Below are 23,221 nucleotides of genomic sequence, written 5' to 3'. Positions count from 1 at the left end.
TCAGTGGATCAAAAAGTGTGACCGCCGTTTTTGATCTACTGAGTTGTAGTAACTTTAATTCTGCTGTGCTCCGATCGCTTTGATCGTTTCAGTTACGAGCGCCTTAAATTTCGGGGCAACGGCGTCAGCCGTCTCCTGAACTTCTGCGTGTGAGAGCGGAATTGATGAGATGCCGCTCGCAAGGTTGGAGATACAGGAGATTCCAAGCACTTTCATTCCCATGTGTTTTGCAGCGATCGCCTCACAGGCAGTACTCATGCCGACGGCGTCAGCACCTAAAGTGCGGCACATGGCGACTTCATGCGGTGTCTCAAACTGCGGTCCGGAGAGTTGGATGTAAGTGCCCTCTTTGATGCGGATCTCAAGTGCTGATGCTGCACGTTTTACAATATCCTGCAGATCTAAGTCATAGATCTGGCTCATATCCGGGAAACGCACACCAAGTTCCTCAATGTTGGCTCCACGGAGCGGTGATGGCACAAAACTTGCAATCTGGTCTTTGATCAGCATGAAATCCCCGGCATGCATGCCAAGCTGGATGCCACCTGCTGCATTGGTGAGAAACAGAACTTCTGCGCCCATCATTTTCATCAGCCTCGTCGGCAAAACAACATCGCTCATCTCATATCCCTCATAATAATGCACACGCCCCTGCATGCACACGACCGGGACATCATCCACATATCCGAAGATAAATCTGCCCTTATGTCCCGGAACCGTCGACACTGGAAATCCTTCAATGTCATGGTAATCTAACGTATCCACCACGCGGATATCATCCGCATAGTCGCCAAGACCAGAGCCTAAAATCAATGCCACCTTAGGAGTAAAATCAATCTTTGCTTTATAGCTGTCATAGCATTTTAATAATTTTTCGTATGCCGGATTCATAATCATCCTCCATTCTTCTCCTTGTCCTATATTCTGTCAATTCCGGCTTCTCCGGAACTTCTCCCTTCTTGTCTTTCAAAAACAGCTGATGCTTCCTTACTTCATTTTTTCATAATTGAAAATTCTTTACAACACTGTCATTTTCGATTATAACAGAAGAAATCATAAAATCCAATCTCCATCCTAAACAAAAGCTGATTTTCCCCGATATATTTTGTAAGAATACATCACAGGCTATACTTTTCATATGCACGGAAACACAGTGCAGGAATGGAGAATTTTATGACTCAGTTCAATCTTTCCGGTTTAAAAAAGATTTTAAACCCATCTTCCGGCAAAAGGAATGTGGTCGATCAGATTACAGACCGTTTATCCAAATCTTCCATCGGTCTTTCTTCCGGTGATGATACTTTAAATGCAGTCAGTTTTTCCGGCATGGATGCCTTTGACCTGACGCAGAACATCTCCGAGCTTTTAAGCCCCGCCTGCGGTATGACCGAAGAAGAAAAGCAGGCAGAATTAGCCAGAATTCAGGCAAAATTAAAAAGTGGAAAAAAACTGACCGAAGAAGAAATGCGTTTTCTTCAGGCAGTAGATCCCCAGCTCTATATGCAGGCAGCCAGAATCCAGGCGATGCGCGACTCTCTCGAACAGCAGTTAGAACACTGCAAAAGCAAGGAAGAAGCTGCCAAAGTATTTTCGGACACCATGTCGATGGTAAGCGACAAAGATCCCATGAAAGAATACATTGTCGCCGCTTATCAGGATGCCTACAACGAATTTCAAAAAAGCGGGAAATACCAGCATCTCCCGCAAAAATCATCAGATGATAATAAATCTGATTCTTTAGTCGCACTCGATAAAACGACCGATTTTCTCACCGACAGCACCGATCACCGGTCCGAGCGTAAATCCCATCAGGATCGTTACGATTCCGATCTTGCCACCGAATAAAAATGCGATCACAATAACGGTAAAATCAAATGCCATACGGATCAGACGGAACGGTACCTTCGGCATCCATTTTGCAATGATAAATGCAATCGCGTCATAAGGTGCTGTTCCTAATTTCACATCCATATATACAGCTGCTGATACAACAAATATCGCCAGTGCCGGAATCAGCACCAGAATACGCACTGCCATCGAATCAAACAGTCCTGCCGGTAAGATCTTATCCCATACCCAGGAAAAAAACTGCAGTGAATATCCAACTAAAAACATATTGGCAAGTGTTCCAAATCCGATATTTTCCCTGCCAAGCAAAATGACAAAGACAAATATGATCGTATTGAGCAGTGCCTGCCAGTTTCCGATTCCCATTCCAAGTTTTTCCGAAATAGCAAGATTCATGCTGGTACAGGGATCTGTTCCAAGATCCACAAGCACCAGCAACGACAGTGCAAATCCCATCACAATTACGGACAGGATCACAGCAGCCAGCCTTACCCCAAAATTCTTTTTCTGATACATTCCCTGAATAAATTTTTTCATCTGTTTTTCTCTTTTCTTTTTAAGGTTACTTATTTTTGATTTTACGTTTGTTTTCGCAATACTACCGCATCAAATGATAATGCATACCATACCACCAGTATTATCATTTACAATTTTCTGCATTGTATCCTGCAATTTCATCTGACATTCATCATCCATCATTGCGATCTTGTTACGGATTCCATCCTCCATCAGTTCTCCAACCGATTTGCCGAAAATATTTGTTTCCCATGCACCCTCTTCGCTCTGCTGTCCCTGTTTGATGTAAGAGATCAGATCATTTGCCTGCTCCTCGCTGCCGACAATTGGAGCGATCTCGGTCTCAATATTTGCACGGATCATATGGATCGACGGCGATACCGCTTTCATTTTGACGCCAAATTTATTGCCATGCCGGATCAGCACCGGCTCTTCCATTTTGATATCGGAAAGTCCCGGACTCACAACGCCATAACCTTTTACCTGAACCGCTTCAAAAGCATCTGACACTTTTTCATAAGCCTCTTTCTGCCCTGCCATCTCTTTTATCATGGAGATCAGCTCATATTCACCTGCGATCGGCACACCAGTCAGTTCACTTATATTTTCATAATAATATTTATCGTCTAAATCCATCCGCACCACCACGCGCCCGGTCGCAAGATCCGTCTCGTCGATCTTGATCTGCGAAACATACTGCTCCGGTGTAAAGGAAAGTGCTCTTACATCTCCCGTTTTATGCATACTGTCTAAAATCCCGGATGCAGTTTTAATGATTTCCGCTTTCATCGGATGCTCCGGCTTTAGCATTTCCGTCCATTTTGGAATAAAAAATTCGACACGCGTCACTGGAAATTCACAGAGGATATTCTCTAAAATGCGGACAATATCATCTTTCCGCAGCTGCTCACAGTTGACCGGCAAAACGGCAGTCTGATATTTTTCTTTCAGTTCGGCTGCAAGTTCCATCGTCTCATCACTGTACGGTTTTTGTGAATTTAACAGAATGACATATGGTTTTGCGATCGCATTCAGTTCCTCCACCGTCTGTTCTTCCGCTTTTACATATGCATTTCGCGGCAGTTCCCCGATCGTGCCATCGGTCGTCACAACGATTCCGATCGTTGCATGATCCCGGATCACTTTCTGAGTACCGATCGACGCAGCTGTCGTAAATGGAATTTCCTGCTCCGACCATGGTGTTTTTATCATGCGGCTTTCATTTCCTTCCATATGACCGGATGCTCCCTCCACCATAAACCCGACACAATCGATCAGACGCACCTTTATCTTCGGCTGTGCGGCAGATCCCTGTATTGCAGTCCCCGGCAGTACAGACTGCGAAAGTGCCGGCTGTGGCATGCCGGCACTGCTCCCCGGCAGTTCCGGCAAAATGATCTCTGCCGCCTCCTGCGGGATAAATTTCGGTTCCGTTGTCATGATCGTTTTCCCAGCCGCGGATTGTGGCAACTCGTCTATAGTGCGCTCCCGCGCATGCTCATCCTCCATAAACGGAAGCACCATAAGATCCATAAACCGTTTAATAAATGTGGACTTTCCGGTTCGCACCGGCCCCACAACTCCTATGTAGATCTCTCCATTGGTACGGGTATTGATATCCCGGTATAAGTCAAATTCCCTGTTATCACTGAAATGTTCCATCAGATATTCTCCTCCATATGTTGTAACATTTTATGAAGAAGAACGCCTGTTTATGACGGCAGTGTCCGCAATTTCATTATTTTAACACGCGAAGTTTTCCCGGCAGACAGTGGAAATGAACTTCCGTCACTTCCCCACAGTACTCCCCGTCTGCATGGACAACCATCGGACGGCTTAAACGGATCGTACAGTCTTTGGCATCCGTCACAGAAAATCCATGGATAGACGTATGCTTTGCCGCCACTAAAAACGGCAGACACAGAAATGTTCTCCACTTCGGGATCCCCGCTGCTTCACAGAATGATAATTTCCCGTCACAGGCGGATGCTGCCGGAGCCATCGGCACACCGCCTCCCTCAGCTTTAAAATTCATCGCAGCCGTAAAGATCATTCTTTTTTTCTGTAAACCTTCCTCCCGGTCAAAAAAGATCTCTGCATCCGCGGTCTGCATCGTAAATAATGACTGCACGGTCAGTACCAGATACGTCAGTTTTCCAAGCCGGATTTTATTCAGGATATCTTTGATCGTTGATTTTAATGCTTTTTTACAGACTAACGCATCCAGTCCAATCCCCGCGCTGATGGCAAACAGTCTTTTTTTCTCCCCAAAGTTCACCTCTCCCAAATCCATACACCAGGTATCCTCACGCGATTTTTTCATCGCATTTAAAATATGTATGGCACCGTTTTTCGGATCCTTCGAGAGTGACAATCCTCTGGCAAGATCATTGCCGGAACCGGTCGGGATCACGCCGAAACGTACCTTTTCAAAATCCGTGATCCCATTGATCACCTCATTTGCCGTTCCATCCCCACCGACTGCGACCAGGCAGATATCATTGTCATCCATGGCACAGATCTCTGTAGCGAGTTTACCGGCATGTCCACGGTACTCCGATACAAATGCCTGATAGGAAACGTTTCTCACCTTAAGCACTTCCTCGATCTCTTTCCAGATCTGCTTTGCGTTCCCACTTTTTGACTTTTCATTGACAATAAAATATAGCATGTATCCCCCCATATAAGCTTTCGATTATTTGTTATTTTAAAACATTTTCCGACAAAAAGGAACCCATAATATAAAAAGGAGGATTCTAACCTGTGACCGGTCAGAATCCCCCCTCTAAACTTCTGTTTTTCATGCCATCAGACCTGTATGCGGTCTGTTATTTTTCCTCTGCGGATACTTTCTTCTCCTCCGCTTCGGTTTCTTCTTCCTCTTCCTGATCTTTGTTTAAACGTCCATACATCTCCATATATTTATAGAGACGTTTTGCAAGTTTTCCGGTGATCTGGTCTGAAGTTGCTCTCCACTCCCAGTTACCGCCGAGTGTGGACGGTGTATTCATACGTCCCTCGGAACCGATTCCGATCAGATCCTGCATCGGAACGATCGCCATATCTCCGACTGATGCCCATGCACCGCGCATCATACCCCAGTTAAAACCTTCTTCCTCCGTGAGATTTAAGTACTCTTTCGCAAATTTAACACTTGCCTTCGGTGCTGTCTTCATCCAGCCCATCAACGTATCATTGTCATGTGTTCCGGTATATACGACACAATGTTTCTCATAGTTGTGTGGCAGATAATCACTGCCCTCTCTTGAATCAAATGCGAACTGGATGACCTTCATTCCCGGGAAACCGGAATCTTTTACCAGTTTTAAAACGGAAGGTGTAAGGAAACCAAGATCCTCCACGATGATATTTAACTTTCCGAGTTTTTTCTCCATCGTACGGAACAGATCCATGCCAGGACCTTTTCTCCACTCACCATTTCTCGCCGTATCATCTTTTGCCGGGATCGCATAGTAAGAATCGAAACCGCGGAAATGATCGATACGGACGATATCGTATAATTTTGACATCGCTTTTACACGCTTCGTCCACCAGCTGTAACCGTCTTTTTTCATAGCATCCCAGCGGAATAACGGATTGCCCCAGAGCTGTCCGTCTGCCGAGAATGCATCCGGCGGGCAGCCTGCTACATCGATCGGATTTAACTCCTCATCGAGATAAAACTGTCCCGGATTTGCCCAGACATCAGCACTGTCTCCGGCAACATAGATCGGCACGTCACCGATGATCTCAATGCCAAGATCATTGACATACGCTTTTAAATCCCACCACTGTTTAAAGAACAGATACTGTAACATTTTATAAAACGCAATATCTTCTGCATAGGTAACCCGCGCTTCTTTTAAGGCTTCCGTTTTTCTGGTTTTTAAGTCTTTTTCCCACTCATACCATGCAACACCGCCGTTAGCATCTTTTAATGCCATAAAAAGTGCATATTCATCCAACCACTCTGCTTCATCCTTGCAGAATGCTGCAAAATCTTCCGGCTCATTTTTCCGGAACCGGTCATATGCTTTCTTCAACAAAGGATAACGTGAGGCATACATCTGACCATAATCCACATACCGCGGATTGGTTCCCCACGAAAATGATTCACATTCTTTTTTTGTCAGTAATTTTTCTTTGCAAAGATATTCTAAATCAATAAAATAAGGATTACCTGCAAAGCTGGAAAAAGACTGATACGGAGAATCTCCGTAGCTGGTCGGACAGATTGGCAGGATCTGCCAGTATTTCTGACCTGCCCTTTTCAAAAAATCTGCAAATTTTCTTGCTTCTTTTCCCATGGTACCGATCCCGTAAGGAGACGGCAGGGAAGATATGTGCATCAGCACACCGCTGGTCCTCATAATATTTGTTCCTCCTACTATCTGTATGTGTTACCTGATTTTTTGAATACTTTCTCCACTTGCCAGTTCAAACGGAACGATCTCATGAATCTGACTCCGCTTTAACTCAATCTGCCCAAACAGGATTTCCACGCTTCTGGTTGCAAGTGTCTGATACTGCTGTTTGATCGTTGCAAGTTTCGGATTATAGTATTCTGCCAGAGCTGTTCCGTCAAATCCAATCACTGACACATCCTCCGGCACACGGTATTCTAAATCCCGCAGTGCACGGATCACACCGATCGCCATGACATCCGACATGGCAAACACAGCCGTGATATCCGGACACCTGGCGATCAGCCGTTTCATACCGCGATATGCGCTGTCATAGGAAAATCGTGCTTTTTCGTAGCTTTTTTCCGGCACAAACACAGTATCATGTTCCAAAAAGCTCTGCTGACAGCCGATAAAACGCTGATGGCTGGTGTACGATTTTTCAATATCTCCACCTAAAATACCAATCTTCGTATGACCTGCATCAAATAACGCATCCACTGCACATTTTGCAGCGGCGATATCGTCTGTCGCAACAGAAGAAAGGTTTGGAAAATCCATCTGGTCTGCAAGGTTTGTCACAAGCACACACGGCACATCGACCTGCGCAAATTCTTTTTTGAAATACTCCGGATTACCTCCTAAAAAGAGCAGTCCAAGCGGCTTTCTCTCCCTGCAGAGGAGAACTGCCTGCTCCACCTCATCTGCATCCTCATCTAAATAGGATACGATCAGCGTATAGTCTGTATTTTCAATCATACACTGGATTTCTTCCACGATGCTGGCAAAAAGCATATTTTGGATACCTTTTACCAGCACACCAATGGATTTGGAATTACTCTGTTTTAGATGTTTCGCATTATTGTTTGGCACAAAATTATACGCTGCGACTACTTTTTCGATTTTCTTTTTTGCATCCGGACTGACATCATTTCTGTGATTCAGCACACGTGACACGGTACTGACGGAATATCCTGATTCCCTGGCTATGTCTTTTATCGTAACCATATTTTTCATTCCTGTCTACTATTTTTTCGTATTTTTTCGTGAAATTTGAATTTTTGTCAAATTTCAACAAAAAATATACATTTCTTAATAAGATATCAGCCTTTTACCGCTCCTGCAACTACTCCTTCAATAATATATTTCTGACAGATTCCATAAAAAATGATGATCGGGATGATTGCGAGTACCAGCATCGCCATCATGGTACCCCAGTCTACCGCACCGTAACCGCCTTTTAAATACTGGATTACAATCGGGATTGTCTTATATTTTTTCAGGTCAAGTACCAGATACGGCAGCAGATAATCATTCCAGATCCACATTGCCTGTAAGATTGCAACCGTGATAACCGTCGGTTTCATGATTGGGAATACGACCTGGAAGAAGGTCTGGATCGGTGTACAGCCATCGATCATGGCGGCCTCCTCGATCTCTAACGGAATGCTCTTTACAAATCCACAGAACATAAATACCGCAAGCCCTGCTCCAAATCCCAGATATACTAATATAATACCGATCGGGTTGCTCAAATGCATCATGTTTGCCAGCTTAGATAACGGGAACATTACCATCTGGAACGGCACGATCATGGAGAAAAGACATAACATGTAAAGTGCCATGGTAAATTTATTATGTACTCTGGTGATAAACCATGCACACATGGATGTGCAGAATATGATCACTGCCACGGAACCTACCGTGATAATAACCGAGTTACCGAACGCTGCAAAGAAATTCGTCTTCTCAATTCCCTTTACAAAGTTTGTCATACCGAAGAAAGAACGCTCATCCGGAAATGCAAAAGGACTTTTCATAATAAATCCTTTTTTCTTTAACGAGTTGATCAGCACCAAAAAAATCGGATACAGATAAAATACAGCTAAAATGCTGAAAAACAGTGTCAGTATCCATCCGTGTTTTGCACGCCTTACTGCACTTACCTGATTGTCTGTCTGTTTTGCCATTACTGCTGTACCTCCTTACTTCTGGTCAGACGGTTCTGTGCCAGTGCGATAACTGCCACTATGATAAAGAAGATCACCGCTTTCGCCTGTCCGACACCTTCCCATCCATTTCTTCCATAAAATGTATCAAAGATATTTAACGCAAGCATCTGTGAATTATTTGACGGCTCTCCTGCTGTCAATGCAAGGTTCTGGTCGAACAGCTTAAAGGAGTTCGTCAGTGTCAGGAATGTACAGATCGTGATGGATGGCATAACCATCGGAATCGTTACTTTCTTTAACAGCTGCCAGCTGTTTGCACCATCCATCTTTGCCGCCTCGATCAGTTCACCCGGAATGTTCTGGATACCCGCAATATAAATGATCATCATATAACCGATCTGCTGCCAGTTCATCAAAACGATCAGTCCCCAGAAACCATATGAGGAAGAATAGGTCAATGTTTTTCCGAAGTTTGCCAGAATTCCGTTTAAAAGGATCTGCCAGATATATCCTAAAACGATACCTCCGATCAGGTTTGGCATAAAAAATACGGTCCGGAACACATTTGTTCCCCTAATTCCCTTTGTTAAAAGCATCGCTATGGTAAATGCAAATACATTGATTGTAATCACTGATACCACTGTAAATAATGCGGTATACCACAGCGCATGTACAAATGTTGGATCGGTAAATACACGCAGGTAATTTTTCAGTCCAACAAAGGACGCATCCGTTACTGTGGTAAATTCACAAAATGATAAATAGATACCCATAAGAAAAGGAACTATAAAACCTATGGTAAATGCCACTAAAGTCGGGAGCGCAAAAATTGGAAAATATTTTTTTATTGATTTCTCCATAGTCTTTAACCTCTCATAAATCCGTTCAATCTCTAAATACAGTTCTTTCAGAAAATTTCCGTTATATATGGTTTGTGCGGTATCGGCACAGATACCGCACAAATTTACTATTTTCTAAAAGAGAAATTATTATTTTACTGTCCGTTTGCTGCTGCATACTCAGTTGCCCAGCCGTCTACGAATGCGCTTACAACTGCATCCCAGTCACCGGTACCCTGTGCATACTCAAGTAATGCGGAGCCAACGCCATCTTTCCATGTCTCAGAAGGAATGGTTGAGAAGTTCCATGAAACAGGAGTCTTGCCATCTGCAATATACTGGTTTGCATCCTGAATGAATACGTTGTCAGCTACATAGTCACCGGTAAATGTTAAGAATGGTGTTGTGAATCCCATTGCATGCGCCATGGAGTCACGTCCTTCATCCGAATTAATTACCCAGCTTAAGAAATCAAGTGTTGCCTGGATATCTTCCTCCGAAGCCTGTTTGTTTACACACCAGTAGTTTTCGGAACCTGTGCAGAGTCCCTGATTTTCTTCACCAGGAGCACCAATGTAAATCGGCATCATGCCCATATCATCTGCTGTTACTAAATATCCATTATCCTCGTTTGTCAGATTGCCGTACTCCCATGTACCATTCTGATAGAATACTGCTTCTTCCATACCGAACTCTGACTCAGCTTCATCACCTGTCTTGCTGGAGAGGACACCTGGTTCACAGGTAGAATCTGTGATGTATAAATCCCAGATTTGTTTATAATTGTCAAGGTATGTTCCCTCAATCGCATCTGTGCTTGTGATGCCTTTGTCTTTGTATTCATAGTAAATTGGAAGATTTGCAAGATGTGTCTTAAATCTCCAGTCAGAAGATCCATCCATACCTGCAGATGTAAATGCACCCTGAAGATCGTATCCGAACTGGCTGTTGATCTCATCTTTTCTCGCCTGAATATCATCTGCCACTGCTTTTAATTTATCAAAGCTGTTGATCTCATCCGGAGAAGAAATCACTGCGTTATCCATGGTACAGTAATCATTTAAAATCTTCTTATTGTAAATGAGACCGTATGTCTCGAGCACATATGCGACACCGGAAACCTCACCAGCGTCATTCTTTAATGCAAAATCTTCACTGGAAAGCTGTTTGCAGATCTCGCTGTCGGATAAGTCATAGCAGTAATCTTTCCAGTTTGCAAGTCCTACCGGTCCATTTACCTGAAATAATGTAGGAGCTTCGCTCTTTGCCATTTCAGATTTTAATGTCTGCTCATATGTACCGTCTGCTGCGGTAATAACTGTTACCGGCACACCCGTCTGCTCTGTATAGATACCTGCTAAATCCTGCCATGCCTGATCCTGCTCCGGTTTGAAGTTCAGATAATATACAGAACCGCTTCCTGATGCACTGTCTGCAGTCTTTTCTGCATCAGATGCCTCGGTTGTCTTTGCAGCCTCTTCTGTCTTTGCAGCCTCTTCTGTCTTGTTTCCTGCATTTGCTGTTCCGGAAGTATTCCCCGCATTTCCGTTACCACATCCTGCAAACATGGTTGCTAACATAGCGGATGCTAACATCACTGATAAAACTTTTCTTTTCATATTTTTTACCCTCCTGAAATTGTGTATGGTATCTTATGGAACGTTTCCGGTATTGTTTACGGTAATGCTACCGGTAACGTTTTCATTTGATGGTTAAATTATAAGACACTCTTTGCAAAAGCGCAAGACTCTTTTGACATTTTCAATGTTTTATCCAAATATTGCATCCGTTTTTTGTGCACATTGCACTTGTTACTGATTTATATTGTAAAAAAAGCTGGAAAATGCTAAGATTTTGTTAGAAATTTAAACTTATAAGTTTATAAAAATGGAGTTTACAGATATGAAAGAAATCATCAGACATAAAATAAAACACAATTTAAAACGCATTGAAACTTCTATTAAATGGGTTCTGTTTGCAATTATCTCCGGTGTTGTTGCCGGAGGCGCCGGAACATTATTTTATTTTGGCATGACGTTAGTCACACTGATCCGCACCAAACATCCATGGCTGATCTTTCTGCTTCCTTTTGGCGGTCTTGTGATCGTCGGCTGTTACCGTCTGCTTCACGACGAGCATGACACCGGTACCAATCTCGTGATTTCTGCGATCCATTCCGACGATAATCTGCCGCTAAAAATGGCACCACTGATCTTTATTTCCACACTGATCACCCATTTGTTTGGCGGATCTGCAGGCCGTGAGGGTGCTGCTTTGCAGCTTGGCGGAAGCATCGGTAACGGAATTGGTAAACTGTTTCATTTTGACGACAAGGACAAGCATATTATGATCATGTGCGGCATGAGTGCCTGTTTCTCCGCATTGTTTGGCACACCTATGGCTGCTGCTATTTTCTCCATGGAAGTTGTAAGTGTCGGCATCATGTATTACGCTGCACTGGTTCCATGCGTAATCTCTTCCCTTGTTGCGCATGGGATTGCCGTTTCTTTTGGGATTTCGCAGGAACTTTTTCTCATTGATTCGATTCCTTCTTTCGGAATCGGCAACGCCGTCCGCATCTCCGTGCTGGCAATTCTCTGCGCCGGTATCAGTATCCTGTTCTGCGTGATGCTGCACCAGTCCGAAGCGCTTTATAAACATTTTTTCAAGAATCCTTATGTAAAGGTTTTCGTTGGTGGATGTATCGTGATCGTGCTGACACTGCTTGTCGGTAACCAGAATTACAACGGAACAGGCGTCAATATCATCGCACAGTGCATCGACGGCACCGTGCGCCCGGAAGCATTTTTACTGAAAATGATCTTTACAGCTGCCACGCTTGGCGCCGGCTACAAAGGCGGCGAGATCGTGCCTTCGTTTTTCACGGGTGCAGCGTTTGGATGTCTGTTCGGAAACCTGCTCGGCTTTTCGCCTGCACTCTGCACCGCTGTCGGCATGGCTGCTGTATTCTGCGGTGTAACTAACTGTCCGATCACTTCTCTTTTGATCAGTTTTGAGCTGTTCGGTTATGACGGAATGCCATACTTTTTACTGGCAGTTGCTTTCAGCTACATGCTTTCCGGTTATTTCGGACTCTACCACAGCCAGAAGATCATTTACTCAAAGTATAAGACGAATTATATTAACAAGAAAACGGAATAAAATATTGATTTCCCTTGTCAGGCATATTTTTCATACCGTTTATCCAGGAAAGAACCCTGTTAAGCAAAAGACTTCAGCATACTTATGCTGAAGTCTCTATACTGATACTAATATACTGTTTGCAGATCTGATTCTAAAATTCTTTAAGAAAATTTAAGATTTTTCTGGCATTTTCGAGCCATTCTTCATAACTGCACAATCCCTGCTGATACCATCTGCATCGTCCACAGCTTTTTAAAAAGTTTTCCTTATCAAGCTTTTTTTCTGCACACTGCAGCAGTTCCCTGTAAGAATAAAGCTGATTTTCTTTTAATCCGAACAGTTCTAACAGCTCCAGATCTTTTGATTTTACATGATTTTTATCATCCACACAGGTATCATCCGGTGTCCGGTTCGGACAGCGCGTACAGATCATATCCGGGTCTGTCACGAGCATGAGCGGTTCTTCCTGGTCTGCCTTCAGTTCCCGCACCTTCTGTGTCATATTGTCACAGAAGGTGCCACTGTATCCCTCTCCCCGGTAAAGGACGGTACACAAAATATGGTGCACACGAAATTTTTTCATAGATATGCCACCTTTAAGCTGCCTTTGCATCCTGTAAAATATTTCCTGCATAAAGCGCCTTACGGACAGCAATGGCAACCAGATAAGCACCAACCACTGAAATCACATCTTTTACAATATAAGGCAGTGACACTGCCACTAAAGATGCTCCAATAGTAATATGCGCCAAAACTGCATACTGAACAGCACCAAGCAGATGACAGATCAAAAGACCGATTACTCCAAGGATGATCTTTACCGCCGGATTTTTTCTGCGGACAGAAATGCCACATAACAATGTCAGAAAAATAAATCCAAAAATAAATCCACCGGTATAGCCAAACAGCACTCCCGGTCCTGCACTCATTCCCGCAAAAATCGGTACACCAACAGTTCCAAGTACAATATAAAGTAATGTTGCTGCCACTCCAGACTGCCATCCTAACACATAACCGCACAATGCCATTGCAAAAGTCTGCAGGGTGATCGGCACACCGGTCGGCATCGGAATCTGAAGAATGGAAAGAACTGCGAGGACTGCAGTAAACATCCCAACGGTAACGATTGTTTTTGTTGAAATTTTCATTTTCTCCTCTTTTCTGCGGAAAAAATGTTTCCGCATTTGTTTTTTTACAGTCTAGTCCGATTCTTTCCTATTGTCAACTGCATATTTCACTTTTGTTTACAATCTGTTTTAACATTTTCTGTTTTTTCCAAAAATCACATCATAATTAATGCTGCGGTAGAAAATGTCCTCCACATCTATGCTGTGCAGATCAAAATTTCCAAGCATCCACATTGTCTTTGCGATGACCGATTCAAGTGTCATATCATAAGATTCTAAGAAACGACAGTACTTTTTCATATCGTGCCCGACCTCATATACGGTCATATCACTACCCTCGTGTGCCACCTGTGTTGCCATGACTACCAGTTTGTCCGGGTACTGTCTGCACAGACGGTAAAACTCATCCGCTATGGATTTTGGAATACCGCCCACACCAAAACTTTCCACTATAATACAGTCATAATTTTCAAAAATACTCTGTAACACCCGCGGACGGATACCGGGGATCAGTTTCATCAGGAAAATGTTCTCGTCAAGTTCCTCATAGAACCGTACTTCATCCTCATATGGGAGCATCGGCAGATAACGCATGATATTGCCATCCTGAATCACTGCCAGTGACGGAAAATCAATGCTTGAAAAAGCATTATAGCTTTTCGATCTTACTTTTTTTGCACGCGTTCCCGCAATGACTTTGCCATCGAAAACAATCTGCACGCCCTGTGATTTTTCATCTGCCGCATATAAAAAACTGTCGATCAGATTTGATTTTGCATCCGTAATTTCAAGGTCGATCGGTTTTTGTGCTCCCGTGATCACGATCGGCTTTGTTGAATTCTGGATCATATAAGAAAGTGCAGCAGCTGTATATGCCATTGTATCCGTGCCATGTGCAATGACAAATCCATCATAAGCATCATAATATTCCCGGATTGCATGTACAATTTTTTTCCAATGTTCCGGTTCCATATTAGAACTGTCGAGATTCAAAAGCTGTATTGCAGATACCTCACAAAATTCTTTTACCTGCGGAATATACTCTAACAGTTCTTCCGGTGTGATCTGTGGCTTTAATCCATTTTCAGACTTTTTGGAAGCAATCGTACCCCCTGTTGCGAGTAATAATATTTTTTTCTTTGCCGACATACCGGTAATCTCCATTTCTATATGATTGCTCTTATGTCTGCAAGAAGTGCTTCAACATTTTCTTCTTTTGTTGCCCAGCAGGTACAGAAACGCACTGCACTGTGTGTTTCATCCACCCTTGCCTGATATGCAAAGCTGTATTTTTCCCGCAGCTTGTCTAATACATCATCCGGCAAAATCGGGAACTGCTGGTTTGTCGGGGAATTGATATAGAACGAAATGTTCATTTTTGTTAATTCATCTTTTAATTTTTCTGCAAGTCGTGCTGCATGTGCTGATATTTCAAAATAACGGTTCTCCTCAAATAAAGTCAGAAACTGAATTCCTAACAATCTTCCTTTTGCCAGCATACCGCCACGCTGCTTGATGCTATAACGGAAATCTTTTTTCAGTTCAGGATTGGTGATCACGACTGCCTCACCAAACAAAGCACCTACCTTGGTTCCTCCGATATAAAAAACATCCGTATTCGCAGCAATATCTGCCATCGTCAGATCATTTTCCCGGCATGCAAGTCCGTATCCAAGTCTCGCTCCGTCTAAAAACAGATACAGATCGTTTTCCCTGCAAACCCGGTATAACGCCTCAAGTTCTGCCTTTTTATAGATGGTTCCAAGTTCCGTCGGATTGGAAATATACACGAGTTTCGGCTGTACCATATGTTCAAAACTCTCATCTGCAAAATGTGCTTTTGTATATTTTTCAACCTGCTCTGCCGTCAGCTTTCCATCCGGCGTATCGATCGTCAGGCATTTATATCCGCACGCCTCAAGTGCTCCGGTCTCGTGCACATTGATATGTCCGGTCGTCGCCGTGATGGCTCCCTGATAGGGTCTTAATGCAGATGCGATCACTGTGACATTGGTCTGTGTTCCCCCAACCAGAAAATGTACATTGGCATCCGGTGCTTCGCAGACAGCTTTTATCCGATCTGCCGCCTCCCTGCAATATTCATCCTCTCCATATCCCGCTGTCTGTTCCATGTTTGTCTCTTCGAGTCTTTTTAAAATTGCCGGATGGCATCCTTCCGTATAATCGCTGTTAAATCGTATCATTGTTTTCTCCATTCCTGCACTTTTCGTGCTTTTCTATGAATTTGAAACTCTGACTAATTCCTCAAGTTTTTTCATTGCTTTTCCGGAGTCGATGGTTTCTGCCGCTAATTTTACACCAGATTCTATGGATTCTGCAACCCCTCCGATATAAAGAGTTGCTCCGGCATTCAAAAGAACAATCTCACGTTTTGCTCCTGTTTCTTTTCCACTTAAAATTGCCTTCGTTATCTCGGCATTCTGTGCACCGTCTCCACCGCGCAATTCCTCTAAGGAAGCTCTCTTTAATCCAAACTGCTCCGGTGTTACCTCATAGGTTTTTACATTTTCCCCATCAATCTCTGATACTGTGGTCGTTCCGCTTAACGTAAATTCATCCATATTATCATTTCCACTGATGACAAATCCGCGCTCCACGCCAAGTCTGCCCATAGCTTTTGCTATTTTCTCCGTCAATGCCGGACTGTATACACCAACGACCATATTTTTTGCACGGGACGGATTTGCAAGAGGTCCTAAGATGTTAAATACCGTACGGATTCCCAGCTCTTTTCTCACCTGGCCAACGTATTTCATGGATTTATTGAAAAGCTGTGCAAACATAAAACCTATTCCGGTCTCATCAACACATTTCTGTACCAGTGCCGGTTCTGCCATAATGTTGACTCCAAGCGCCTCTAACACATCACCCGCACCGGATTTTGAGGAGATGGAACGGTTGCCATGCTTTGCAACCGGAAGTCCTGCCGCTGCGACCACAAACGCAGATGTGGTTGAAATATTAAATGTATAGGTACAGTCTCCACCGGTTCCGACCAGATCCACATAGTTTTCAGATTTCGGTGTGATTGTCTCCGCCTTATCGCGCAGCACCGATGCCAGACCGATGAGTTCCTCTAACGTTTCTCCTTTCATGCGCATTGCCGTTAAAAATGCTGCGATCTGTGCCTGCGTTGCCTCTCCGCTTAACATGATCTCCATTGCTTTTTTTGCTTCTTCCTGTGTTAAATTTTTTCCATCTACTGCTTTTGCTATGTATTCTTTCATGATAATCCTCCCTGTTTTGCGGAGCAAAATGCATGCTATGTTTTTTATAGCATTTGCCTCTTGCAGGAGCAATGCCCAGCATGCTGTGTATGATTTTCCTCCCTATTTTTATTTAAAGTTAATTTAATTCTTTCTTAAATGTACTGCAATACTCTGCTGCCACTTTTGTGCTGTAATCATTTTCTTCCATCAGACGGATGAAATGGCTTCCCACGATTGCACCGTCGATCGTATCTTTCATCGGTTTTACATCCTCCGCTGTGCGGATACCAAATCCCATCATGACCGGAATCTTTGCGACAGCCTTCACGCTCTTCAGATAACTTAAAACTTCTTTGTGGAAATCTGCTCCCTGCCCGGTTACACCCATAGAAGATACGCAGTATACAAACCCTTTTGCGCCATCTAATATCTTTGGAATACGGTCACCGGAAACTGGTGAAACAAGCTGAATCAGAATAGTTGTTTCATCCTGATTTAAGTATTTTGCGATTTCTTCCTGTTCCTCAAGCGGCAGATCCGGGATAATAAGACCATCCACACCGACCTCGTTACATTTTTTCACAAATGCCTCTACCCCATAATGAAGTATGGTGTTGTAATACATCATAAAGACGATTGGAAGCTCTGAACCTTCTTTTCTCAGCTCCTCTACTGTCACAAATACTTTTTTTAAATTGATGCCGTTACAGATTGCTTTGTAGGATGCATCCTGAATGACCGGACCATCTGCAACAGGATCAGAAAACGGGATTCCAAGTTCCACAACGTCAAGTCCGGCCTCCTCCTGCGCCTTCAGCAGTTTCTTTGTTCCCTCAAGATCCGGAAGTCCTGCTGTAATATAAGTGATAAATGCTTTTTCGCCTTTTTCCTGTAAGGCTTTCATTTTTGCTTCAATACGATTCATATCTGTCTTTCCCTTCTTTTCGTTTATTAAATCATGTTTATATTATTTTAATTTATTTTTTCTGAATCAGTTCAGGTAGCCTTTTCCTGCCAGATAATCCGCAATCGTATTGACATCCTTATCTCCACGTCCTGACAGACAGATGATCATTGTCTTATCCTTTGCTTCCGCTGCACCAAGTTTTTCGGTAAGTTCTTTCGCATATTTGCTCGCATAAGCTACTGCATGTGCACTCTCAATCGCAGGAATGATTCCTTCTAATTTACAGAGTTCCATCAGCGCATCCATTGCCTCTGTATCGGTCACGGAAACATATGTGGCTCTTCCGCTGTCTCTGAGATAGGCGTGCTCCGGTCCGACCCCCGGATAATCCAGTCCTGCGGAAATAGAGTGTGCCAGTTTTACATTTCCATCTTCATCCTGCAGCAGATAGGAACGCATGCCATGTAAGACTCCCGGCTCACCAAGTGCCATCGCCGACGCATGCTCACCTGTCTCGATTCCCTTTCCGGCCGCCTCAACGCCGATCAGTTTTACCGAAGGTTCCTCTATAAAATCTGCAAACATTCCAATGGAGTTCGAGCCGCCGCCCACGCATGCCATCACGGCAGCCGGCAGCCTGTGTTCCACTTCTAAGAACTGTTTTTTTGCTTCTCTGCTGATCACGCTCTGAAATTCCCTGACCATCTTTGGATAAGGATATGGACCTACCGCAGAACCTATGATATAAAAGGTATCCTCCGCTGTCTTTGCCCAGGTACGGATTGCCTCGTTGGTGGCATCCTTTAATGTATTACTGCCGGAACGGACACTTACGACTTTTGCCCCTAACATCTCCATTCTCATAACATTCAGTGCCTGTCGCCTGATATCTTCCTCGCCCATGTAAACGGTACATTCCATATCAAACAAAGCTGCACCTGTCGCAGTTGCCACGCCGTGCTGTCCGGCACCGGTCTCCGCAATAACTTTCTTTTTTCCCATACGCTTTGCAAGGAGGATCTGACCAATTACATTATTGATCTTATGTGCTCCGGTATGGTTTAAATCCTCACGTTTTAAATAAATCTTTGTGCCATACTTTTCACTGAGACGTTCCGCAAAGTAAAGAGGTGTCTCGCGTCCCACATACTGTTTTAAATAGTAATGGTACTGCTCCATAAATTCCGGATCATGGATTGCCTCCTCAAATGCTTTGTCTAATTCCTCTAATGTATTCATCAGAGATTCCGCTACATACTGTCCTCCAAATTCTCCGTAATATGCTTTCTGGTTCATAATTTTCGTGTTCCTTTCTTAAATTTAAAATTAACTTATATCTCTTTTACTTTATTTATCACTTTCTATAACGAAATACTGTTATATTTCTGATTTTCCGCCGTCTAAACAATAGAATGCATGTTCCGCACAAATTTCTGTATTTTTTCCCTGTCTTTTCCGGTTCCCTGTCCAGGTTCTTTTTCCACACCCGAACTGACATCCACGATATCCGGTGAAAAAATATCTATCCCCCGGCTGACGTTATCCGGGGTAAGACCTCCTGCAAGTACAAACTGGATTTGTTCTTTCTCAAGTATCTGTCGTAACTGCCTTAGCATTTCTTTGCCCTCGTCTCTCTCATATGCATCCCATCCAAAGGTTTTTCCGCTTCCAAACTCTTTGGCATCCATGAGAAGTGCCGTGATTTTTTCATCTATGGATAAATCTCTATATTCCCTCACTAGTTCCTCAAATATATTCGCATCCGTAAGATTGACTGCCTGCCAGACCGGGATCTCTGTCACTGCGAGGACTTCCTCTGTCAGATTGCCATGCACCTGCAGGATATCAAACCCCGCATCCATAACTTGTTTTACCATCGTCACATCCGGGCTTACTGCGACAGCTACCTTTTTTATACTGTCATTTAATTTTTCAAACAATTCTTGTGTTTTACTGATTGGAATGTAACGGCAGCTTTTTTCATATAAAACAAATCCTGCATAGGAAACATCCGCTTCATTCAGCCATTGTATTTCCTCATCCTGCGTGATCCCACAGATTTTGATCTGTGGAACTTTCTGTTTTATGCTTTCCACCTCTTTGCAACCTCCTTCGGATGCTCCGCTTCCATCAGTGCCCTGCCGATCAGGAATGCATCCACACCACATTCCTTTAAAAGTTCCACATCCGCATCCTGTAAGATACCACTCTCCGCAACCAAAACTTTGTCTTCTGGTACCAGTTTCGAAAGCTGTACCGTCGTATCGAGACTGATTGTAAAATCTTTGAGGTTGCGGTTGTTGACTCCAATGATATCTGCATCGATCTTCATTGCCCGCTCCAGTTCTTTCTCATCGTGTACTTCCACCAGTGCATCCAGCTCTAATTCTTTCGATAACTGATAAAAATCTTTCATCTGTGCATCATCTAAAATTGCTGCGATCAAAAGTACTGCATCTGCCCCAATCGCCTTTGCCTCATAAAACTGGTAGGGATCGATCATAAAATCTTTTCTTAAGATTGGGAGCTCCGTGATCGTCCTTATCTTTTTCAGATAGTCCACATTTCCATCAAAATGATCTTCCTCGGTCAGGCAGGAAATTGCGTCTACCGATTCGTTGTATTCATCAATTCTGTCCAATAAATTTATTTTACTTTTAATTTTCCCAAGACTTGGGGAAGCATTTTTAAATTCTCCGATAATGGAAATACCACTTTTACTTAATGCCTGATAAAAACCGTGTTTTTTGCCTTCATACTTCTCTGCCAGTTCACGCATTTTTATTTCACTGATATTCTTTTTATGTTCCGGCAGACGCTTCTTTTTATCCTCTACAATGACATCGAGTATCATAACTACCTCCTAATTGATTCCATTGATAAAATTTTCCACCATTCGTTTTCCATGTTCTGTATAGATAGATTCCGGATGAAACTGTAAACCGATCACCGGATATTCTTTATGCTGCATTGCCATGATCTCTCCGTCTTTGGTCTGTGCCATAACCGTCAGACATTCCGGCAGATCATCCATCTGCACTGCCAGCGAGTGATATCTTGCCACCTTGACCGGTGAGGTAATTCCTGCGAAAATTCCGGTTCCGGTATGTGTGATCTCTGACTGTTTTCCATGGAACAATGCTTTTGCGTATGTCACGGTTCCCCCAAATGCCTCACCGATACACTGATGTCCAAGGCAGATGCCAAGGATTGGAATCTCTCTGTAAAATTCCTTTACCACATCCATACAGATTCCTGCTTCCTTCGGACTTTTCGGTCCTGGGGAAAGAACAATTTTATCCGGATGTAACTCTCTTATCTCCCCGATCGTAATCTTATCATTGCGGACAACCTTTATATCCTGCGTAAAAGTTCCAATATATTGGTACAGATTAAATGTAAATGAATCGTAGTTATCGATCAGCAATATCATAAGTTTTCCTCCTCCACAAGGGTTTTTGCCAGAGCCATGACCTTGTTACAACATTCTTTGTATTCATTTTCCGGAACAGAATCTGCAACGATTCCGGCTCCTGCCTGTAAATAAACGTTTTTTCCTTTTTTGATCATCGTACGGATCGTGATACAGAAATCCATATCGCCGGAAAAATCCACATATCCGGTTGCACCACCGTAAAGGCCTCTTCTCACACTCTCCAGTTCTTCGATAATCTCCATCGCCCTGATCTTTGGTGCTCCGCTCAAAGTTCCTGCCGGGAGGAAGGATGCCAGCAGATCAAACGGGTGAAAACTGCCTTTCTTGCGTCCCTCGACCATCGAGACGATATGCATGACATGTGAATAATTTTTTACGCTCATAAAGTCTGTAACTTTTACCGTACCAAACTCTGTGATGCGTCCCATATCATTGCGGGCCAGATCAACTAACATGACATGTTCGGCACGTTCTTTTTCATCGGCAAGCAATTCCCTGTGCAGTCTGTCATCTTCTTCCTTTGTCTTTCCCCTTGGTCTTGTTCCGGCGATCGGGCAGGTAAATACCCTATTCCCCTGTTGTTTGACCAGCATCTCCGGGGAACTTCCAATCACTTCAAAATCTCCAAAATTAAAATAATAAAGATATGGAGATGGGTTTAGCTCACGGAGTTCGCAGTACAGATCAAATCCATCCTGTCCCGTCGCGATCGTCCAGCGCTGTGATAATACGGTCTGGAAAATATGCCCGTCGCGGATATACTGTTTGATCTTATTTACCTTTTCACTGTATTCCTCTAAAGTATCTGACTTTTTCGTGATCACTCCATCCGGAAACAGTCTTACTTCTGATTCTTTCTGTTCCTGCATGGCAGTTTTGATCAATTCTGCTGCTTTTTTCGCTGCCGTTTCTTTTCCTGTCTCATCATCGGATTCTAAGATCACCGCGGTCAGTGTTTCTGCCACATGATCAACCACAATGAATTCTTTCATCAGCATAAGCTGAACCGTCTCAATCCCGATCTCATCCGGGTTTTCTTCCGGCAGCACCTCACTGTATCTCACGAAGTCATAACCAACACTTCCCACAAGACCTCCCGAAAAATTCAGTTCCTCATTGTCCTTCCGGATTTCAAATTCGTTATAATATTCTTTTAATAATGTAAGCGGATTTCCCTCCCTTACATCCTCGGTACCATCTTTTTTTGTAATCACCAGTGACTGTCCCTTCGAGGAAATGATCTCTTCCGGTTCTACGCCGAAAAATGTATAGCGGTCATAATTCTTGTCATAACTCTCTAACAAAAATCCTTTTTTCTTTCCCACCAGATTCCGGTACATCCCGGTTGCTGTCTCATTTACAATACTGACTGTCTTTTTGTAAACTCTGTAAATTCTTTTCATCCCAATCTCCATTCTCGAATCACCTGTTGCAAAACCATGTTATCAAAACAATAAAGTTCACACTCTGCGCGAATTTTATTGTTAAAAAACGCCCCTGACCGGAATTTTTTTCCAGTCAGGGGCGTTTTCACGCGGTGCCACCCTGTTTCGCCAGACATTATGATTCCATGTAGGACAAAGAGTCGCTTGCGACTCTTTCGTGCCCGAGCGGTGCTGTTTACAGCAAACTTCATCTCCGCAAGGTGCGCATCCCGCCCGGAGGGCTTTTTCATTCATAGGACGTAATTTCCTATGAATGAAAAAAACGGATATTTCCAAAAACTGGAAATATCCGCCACCAATCATGTCTGACCTCATCCGACACACAAACAGCTATCTTTCTTTACTGTCCGATATCTTACCTCTGTAACGTGAGG

Annotated in this window: 23 protein-coding genes; 2 read left to right on the top strand and 21 right to left on the bottom strand. The window is 43.4% G+C overall.

From position 1 onward, the window contains the following. Nucleotides 1-54: 54 nt before the first annotated feature. Nucleotides 55-897 carry a purine-nucleoside phosphorylase gene (locus tag RIL182_RS08135; RefSeq protein WP_006856193.1) on the bottom strand — a complete coding sequence of 281 codons (843 nt, stop codon included), beginning with the start codon at nt 895-897 and terminating at the stop codon, nt 55-57. Between the two features lie 276 nt (nt 898-1,173). On the opposite strand from RIL182_RS08135, the gene RIL182_RS08130 reads away from it, so the two are divergent. Beyond that, on the top strand, nt 1,174-1,845 hold the full coding sequence (locus RIL182_RS08130) for a hypothetical protein (RefSeq protein WP_044998685.1): 672 nt from the start codon (nt 1,174-1,176) through the stop codon (nt 1,843-1,845). On the opposite strand, the gene RIL182_RS08125 is transcribed toward RIL182_RS08130, so the two are convergent. The 8 genes from RIL182_RS08125 to RIL182_RS08090 all read right to left on the bottom strand — a co-directional run bounded on the left by RIL182_RS08125 (nt 1,738) and on the right by RIL182_RS08090 (nt 11,177). Further along, nucleotides 1,738-2,385, bottom strand: a complete 648-nt coding sequence (locus tag RIL182_RS08125) for a YczE/YyaS/YitT family protein (protein WP_006856195.1) — start codon at nt 2,383-2,385, stop codon at nt 1,738-1,740. The genes RIL182_RS08130 and RIL182_RS08125 overlap by 108 nt on opposite strands. Before the next feature lie 69 nt (nt 2,386-2,454). Beyond that, nucleotides 2,455-4,026 carry a stage IV sporulation protein A gene (gene spoIVA / locus RIL182_RS08120; RefSeq protein ID WP_006856196.1) on the bottom strand — a complete coding sequence of 524 codons (1,572 nt, stop codon included), beginning with the start codon at nt 4,024-4,026 and terminating at the stop codon, nt 2,455-2,457. A gap of 76 nt (nt 4,027-4,102) precedes the next feature. Next, nucleotides 4,103-5,047, bottom strand: a complete 945-nt coding sequence (locus tag RIL182_RS08115; protein ID WP_006856197.1) for a diacylglycerol/lipid kinase family protein — start codon at nt 5,045-5,047, stop codon at nt 4,103-4,105. 145 nt (nt 5,048-5,192) lie between these two features. Beyond that, complete coding sequence (gene malQ / locus RIL182_RS08110; protein ID WP_044998687.1) at nt 5,193-6,734, bottom strand: 4-alpha-glucanotransferase; 1,542 nt, start codon at nt 6,732-6,734, stop codon at nt 5,193-5,195. A gap of 30 nt (nt 6,735-6,764) precedes the next feature. Next, nucleotides 6,765-7,784 (bottom strand): LacI family DNA-binding transcriptional regulator, encoded by a 1,020-nt coding sequence (locus RIL182_RS08105; RefSeq protein WP_006856199.1) that lies wholly within the window; start codon nt 7,782-7,784, stop codon nt 6,765-6,767. Nucleotides 7,785-7,870: 86 nt separating this feature from the next. After that, entirely contained in the window at nt 7,871-8,737 is an 867-nt protein-coding gene (locus RIL182_RS08100) for a carbohydrate ABC transporter permease (RefSeq protein ID WP_006856200.1), read from the bottom strand. Further along, nucleotides 8,737-9,579 carry a carbohydrate ABC transporter permease gene (locus tag RIL182_RS08095; RefSeq protein WP_022113273.1) on the bottom strand — a complete coding sequence of 281 codons (843 nt, stop codon included), beginning with the start codon at nt 9,577-9,579 and terminating at the stop codon, nt 8,737-8,739. Before RIL182_RS08095 ends, RIL182_RS08100 begins: the two co-directional genes overlap by 1 nt. A 134-nt stretch (nt 9,580-9,713) precedes the next feature. Beyond that, on the bottom strand, nt 9,714-11,177 hold the full coding sequence (locus RIL182_RS08090) for an ABC transporter substrate-binding protein (RefSeq protein ID WP_006856202.1): 1,464 nt from the start codon (nt 11,175-11,177) through the stop codon (nt 9,714-9,716). Between the two features lie 283 nt (nt 11,178-11,460). Between RIL182_RS08090 and RIL182_RS08085 the strand changes: the two genes are divergently transcribed. Next, on the top strand, nt 11,461-12,720 hold the full coding sequence (locus RIL182_RS08085) for a chloride channel protein (RefSeq protein ID WP_015560737.1): 1,260 nt from the start codon (nt 11,461-11,463) through the stop codon (nt 12,718-12,720). Between the two features lie 133 nt (nt 12,721-12,853). Here the strand turns inward: RIL182_RS08085 and RIL182_RS08080 are convergent, their stop codons facing one another. The 12 genes from RIL182_RS08080 to RIL182_RS08025 form a co-directional block, all read right to left on the bottom strand. After that, nucleotides 12,854-13,285 carry a DUF1284 domain-containing protein gene (locus RIL182_RS08080; RefSeq protein ID WP_044998705.1) on the bottom strand — a complete coding sequence of 144 codons (432 nt, stop codon included), beginning with the start codon at nt 13,283-13,285 and terminating at the stop codon, nt 12,854-12,856. A gap of 13 nt (nt 13,286-13,298) precedes the next feature. After that, the gene (locus RIL182_RS08075; RefSeq protein WP_006856205.1) at nt 13,299-13,886 is read right to left on the bottom strand and encodes a biotin transporter BioY; all 588 of its coding nucleotides are present in this window, start codon (nt 13,884-13,886) and stop codon (nt 13,299-13,301) included. 72 nt (nt 13,887-13,958) lie between these two features. Beyond that, a complete protein-coding gene (locus RIL182_RS08070; RefSeq protein ID WP_015560740.1) occupies nt 13,959-14,978 on the bottom strand; it encodes an asparaginase in 1,020 nt (339 codons plus the stop codon). 17 nt (nt 14,979-14,995) lie between these two features. Continuing rightward, the gene (locus RIL182_RS08065) at nt 14,996-16,033 is read right to left on the bottom strand and encodes a threonine aldolase family protein (protein WP_172606707.1); all 1,038 of its coding nucleotides are present in this window, start codon (nt 16,031-16,033) and stop codon (nt 14,996-14,998) included. A gap of 33 nt (nt 16,034-16,066) precedes the next feature. Then, a complete protein-coding gene (trpD, locus tag RIL182_RS08060) occupies nt 16,067-17,077 on the bottom strand; it encodes an anthranilate phosphoribosyltransferase (RefSeq protein WP_044998689.1) in 1,011 nt (336 codons plus the stop codon). A 118-nt stretch (nt 17,078-17,195) separates the two neighbouring features. Then, the gene (gene trpA / locus RIL182_RS08055) at nt 17,196-17,984 is read right to left on the bottom strand and encodes a tryptophan synthase subunit alpha (RefSeq protein WP_006856209.1); all 789 of its coding nucleotides are present in this window, start codon (nt 17,982-17,984) and stop codon (nt 17,196-17,198) included. Nucleotides 17,985-18,050: 66 nt separating this feature from the next. Then, nucleotides 18,051-19,262: a tryptophan synthase subunit beta gene (gene trpB, locus RIL182_RS08050; protein ID WP_006856210.1), complete on the bottom strand. Its 1,212-nt coding sequence runs from the start codon at nt 19,260-19,262 to the stop codon at nt 18,051-18,053. 104 nt (nt 19,263-19,366) lie between these two features. Next, entirely contained in the window at nt 19,367-20,062 is a 696-nt protein-coding gene (locus RIL182_RS08045; RefSeq protein WP_006856211.1) for a phosphoribosylanthranilate isomerase, read from the bottom strand. Beyond that, complete coding sequence (gene trpC, locus RIL182_RS08040; protein WP_015560745.1) at nt 20,050-20,820, bottom strand: indole-3-glycerol phosphate synthase TrpC; 771 nt, start codon at nt 20,818-20,820, stop codon at nt 20,050-20,052. The genes RIL182_RS08045 and trpC overlap by 13 nt, the downstream gene beginning before the upstream one ends. 9 nt (nt 20,821-20,829) lie before the next feature. After that, on the bottom strand, nt 20,830-21,399 hold the full coding sequence (locus tag RIL182_RS08035; RefSeq protein WP_006855972.1) for an anthranilate synthase component II: 570 nt from the start codon (nt 21,397-21,399) through the stop codon (nt 20,830-20,832). Next, complete coding sequence (trpE, locus tag RIL182_RS08030; protein ID WP_006855973.1) at nt 21,396-22,817, bottom strand: anthranilate synthase component I; 1,422 nt, start codon at nt 22,815-22,817, stop codon at nt 21,396-21,398. Before trpE ends, RIL182_RS08035 begins: the two co-directional genes overlap by 4 nt. A gap of 69 nt (nt 22,818-22,886) precedes the next feature. Next, a complete protein-coding gene (locus RIL182_RS08025; protein ID WP_243128745.1) occupies nt 22,887-23,162 on the bottom strand; it encodes a hypothetical protein in 276 nt (91 codons plus the stop codon). Between the last annotated feature and the right edge of the window lie 59 nt (nt 23,163-23,221).

This window comes from Roseburia intestinalis L1-82 (genome assembly GCF_900537995.1).
GTDB lineage: Bacteria > Bacillota > Clostridia > Lachnospirales > Lachnospiraceae > Roseburia > Roseburia intestinalis.
This window is presented reverse-complemented; position numbering and strand designations above follow the sequence as displayed.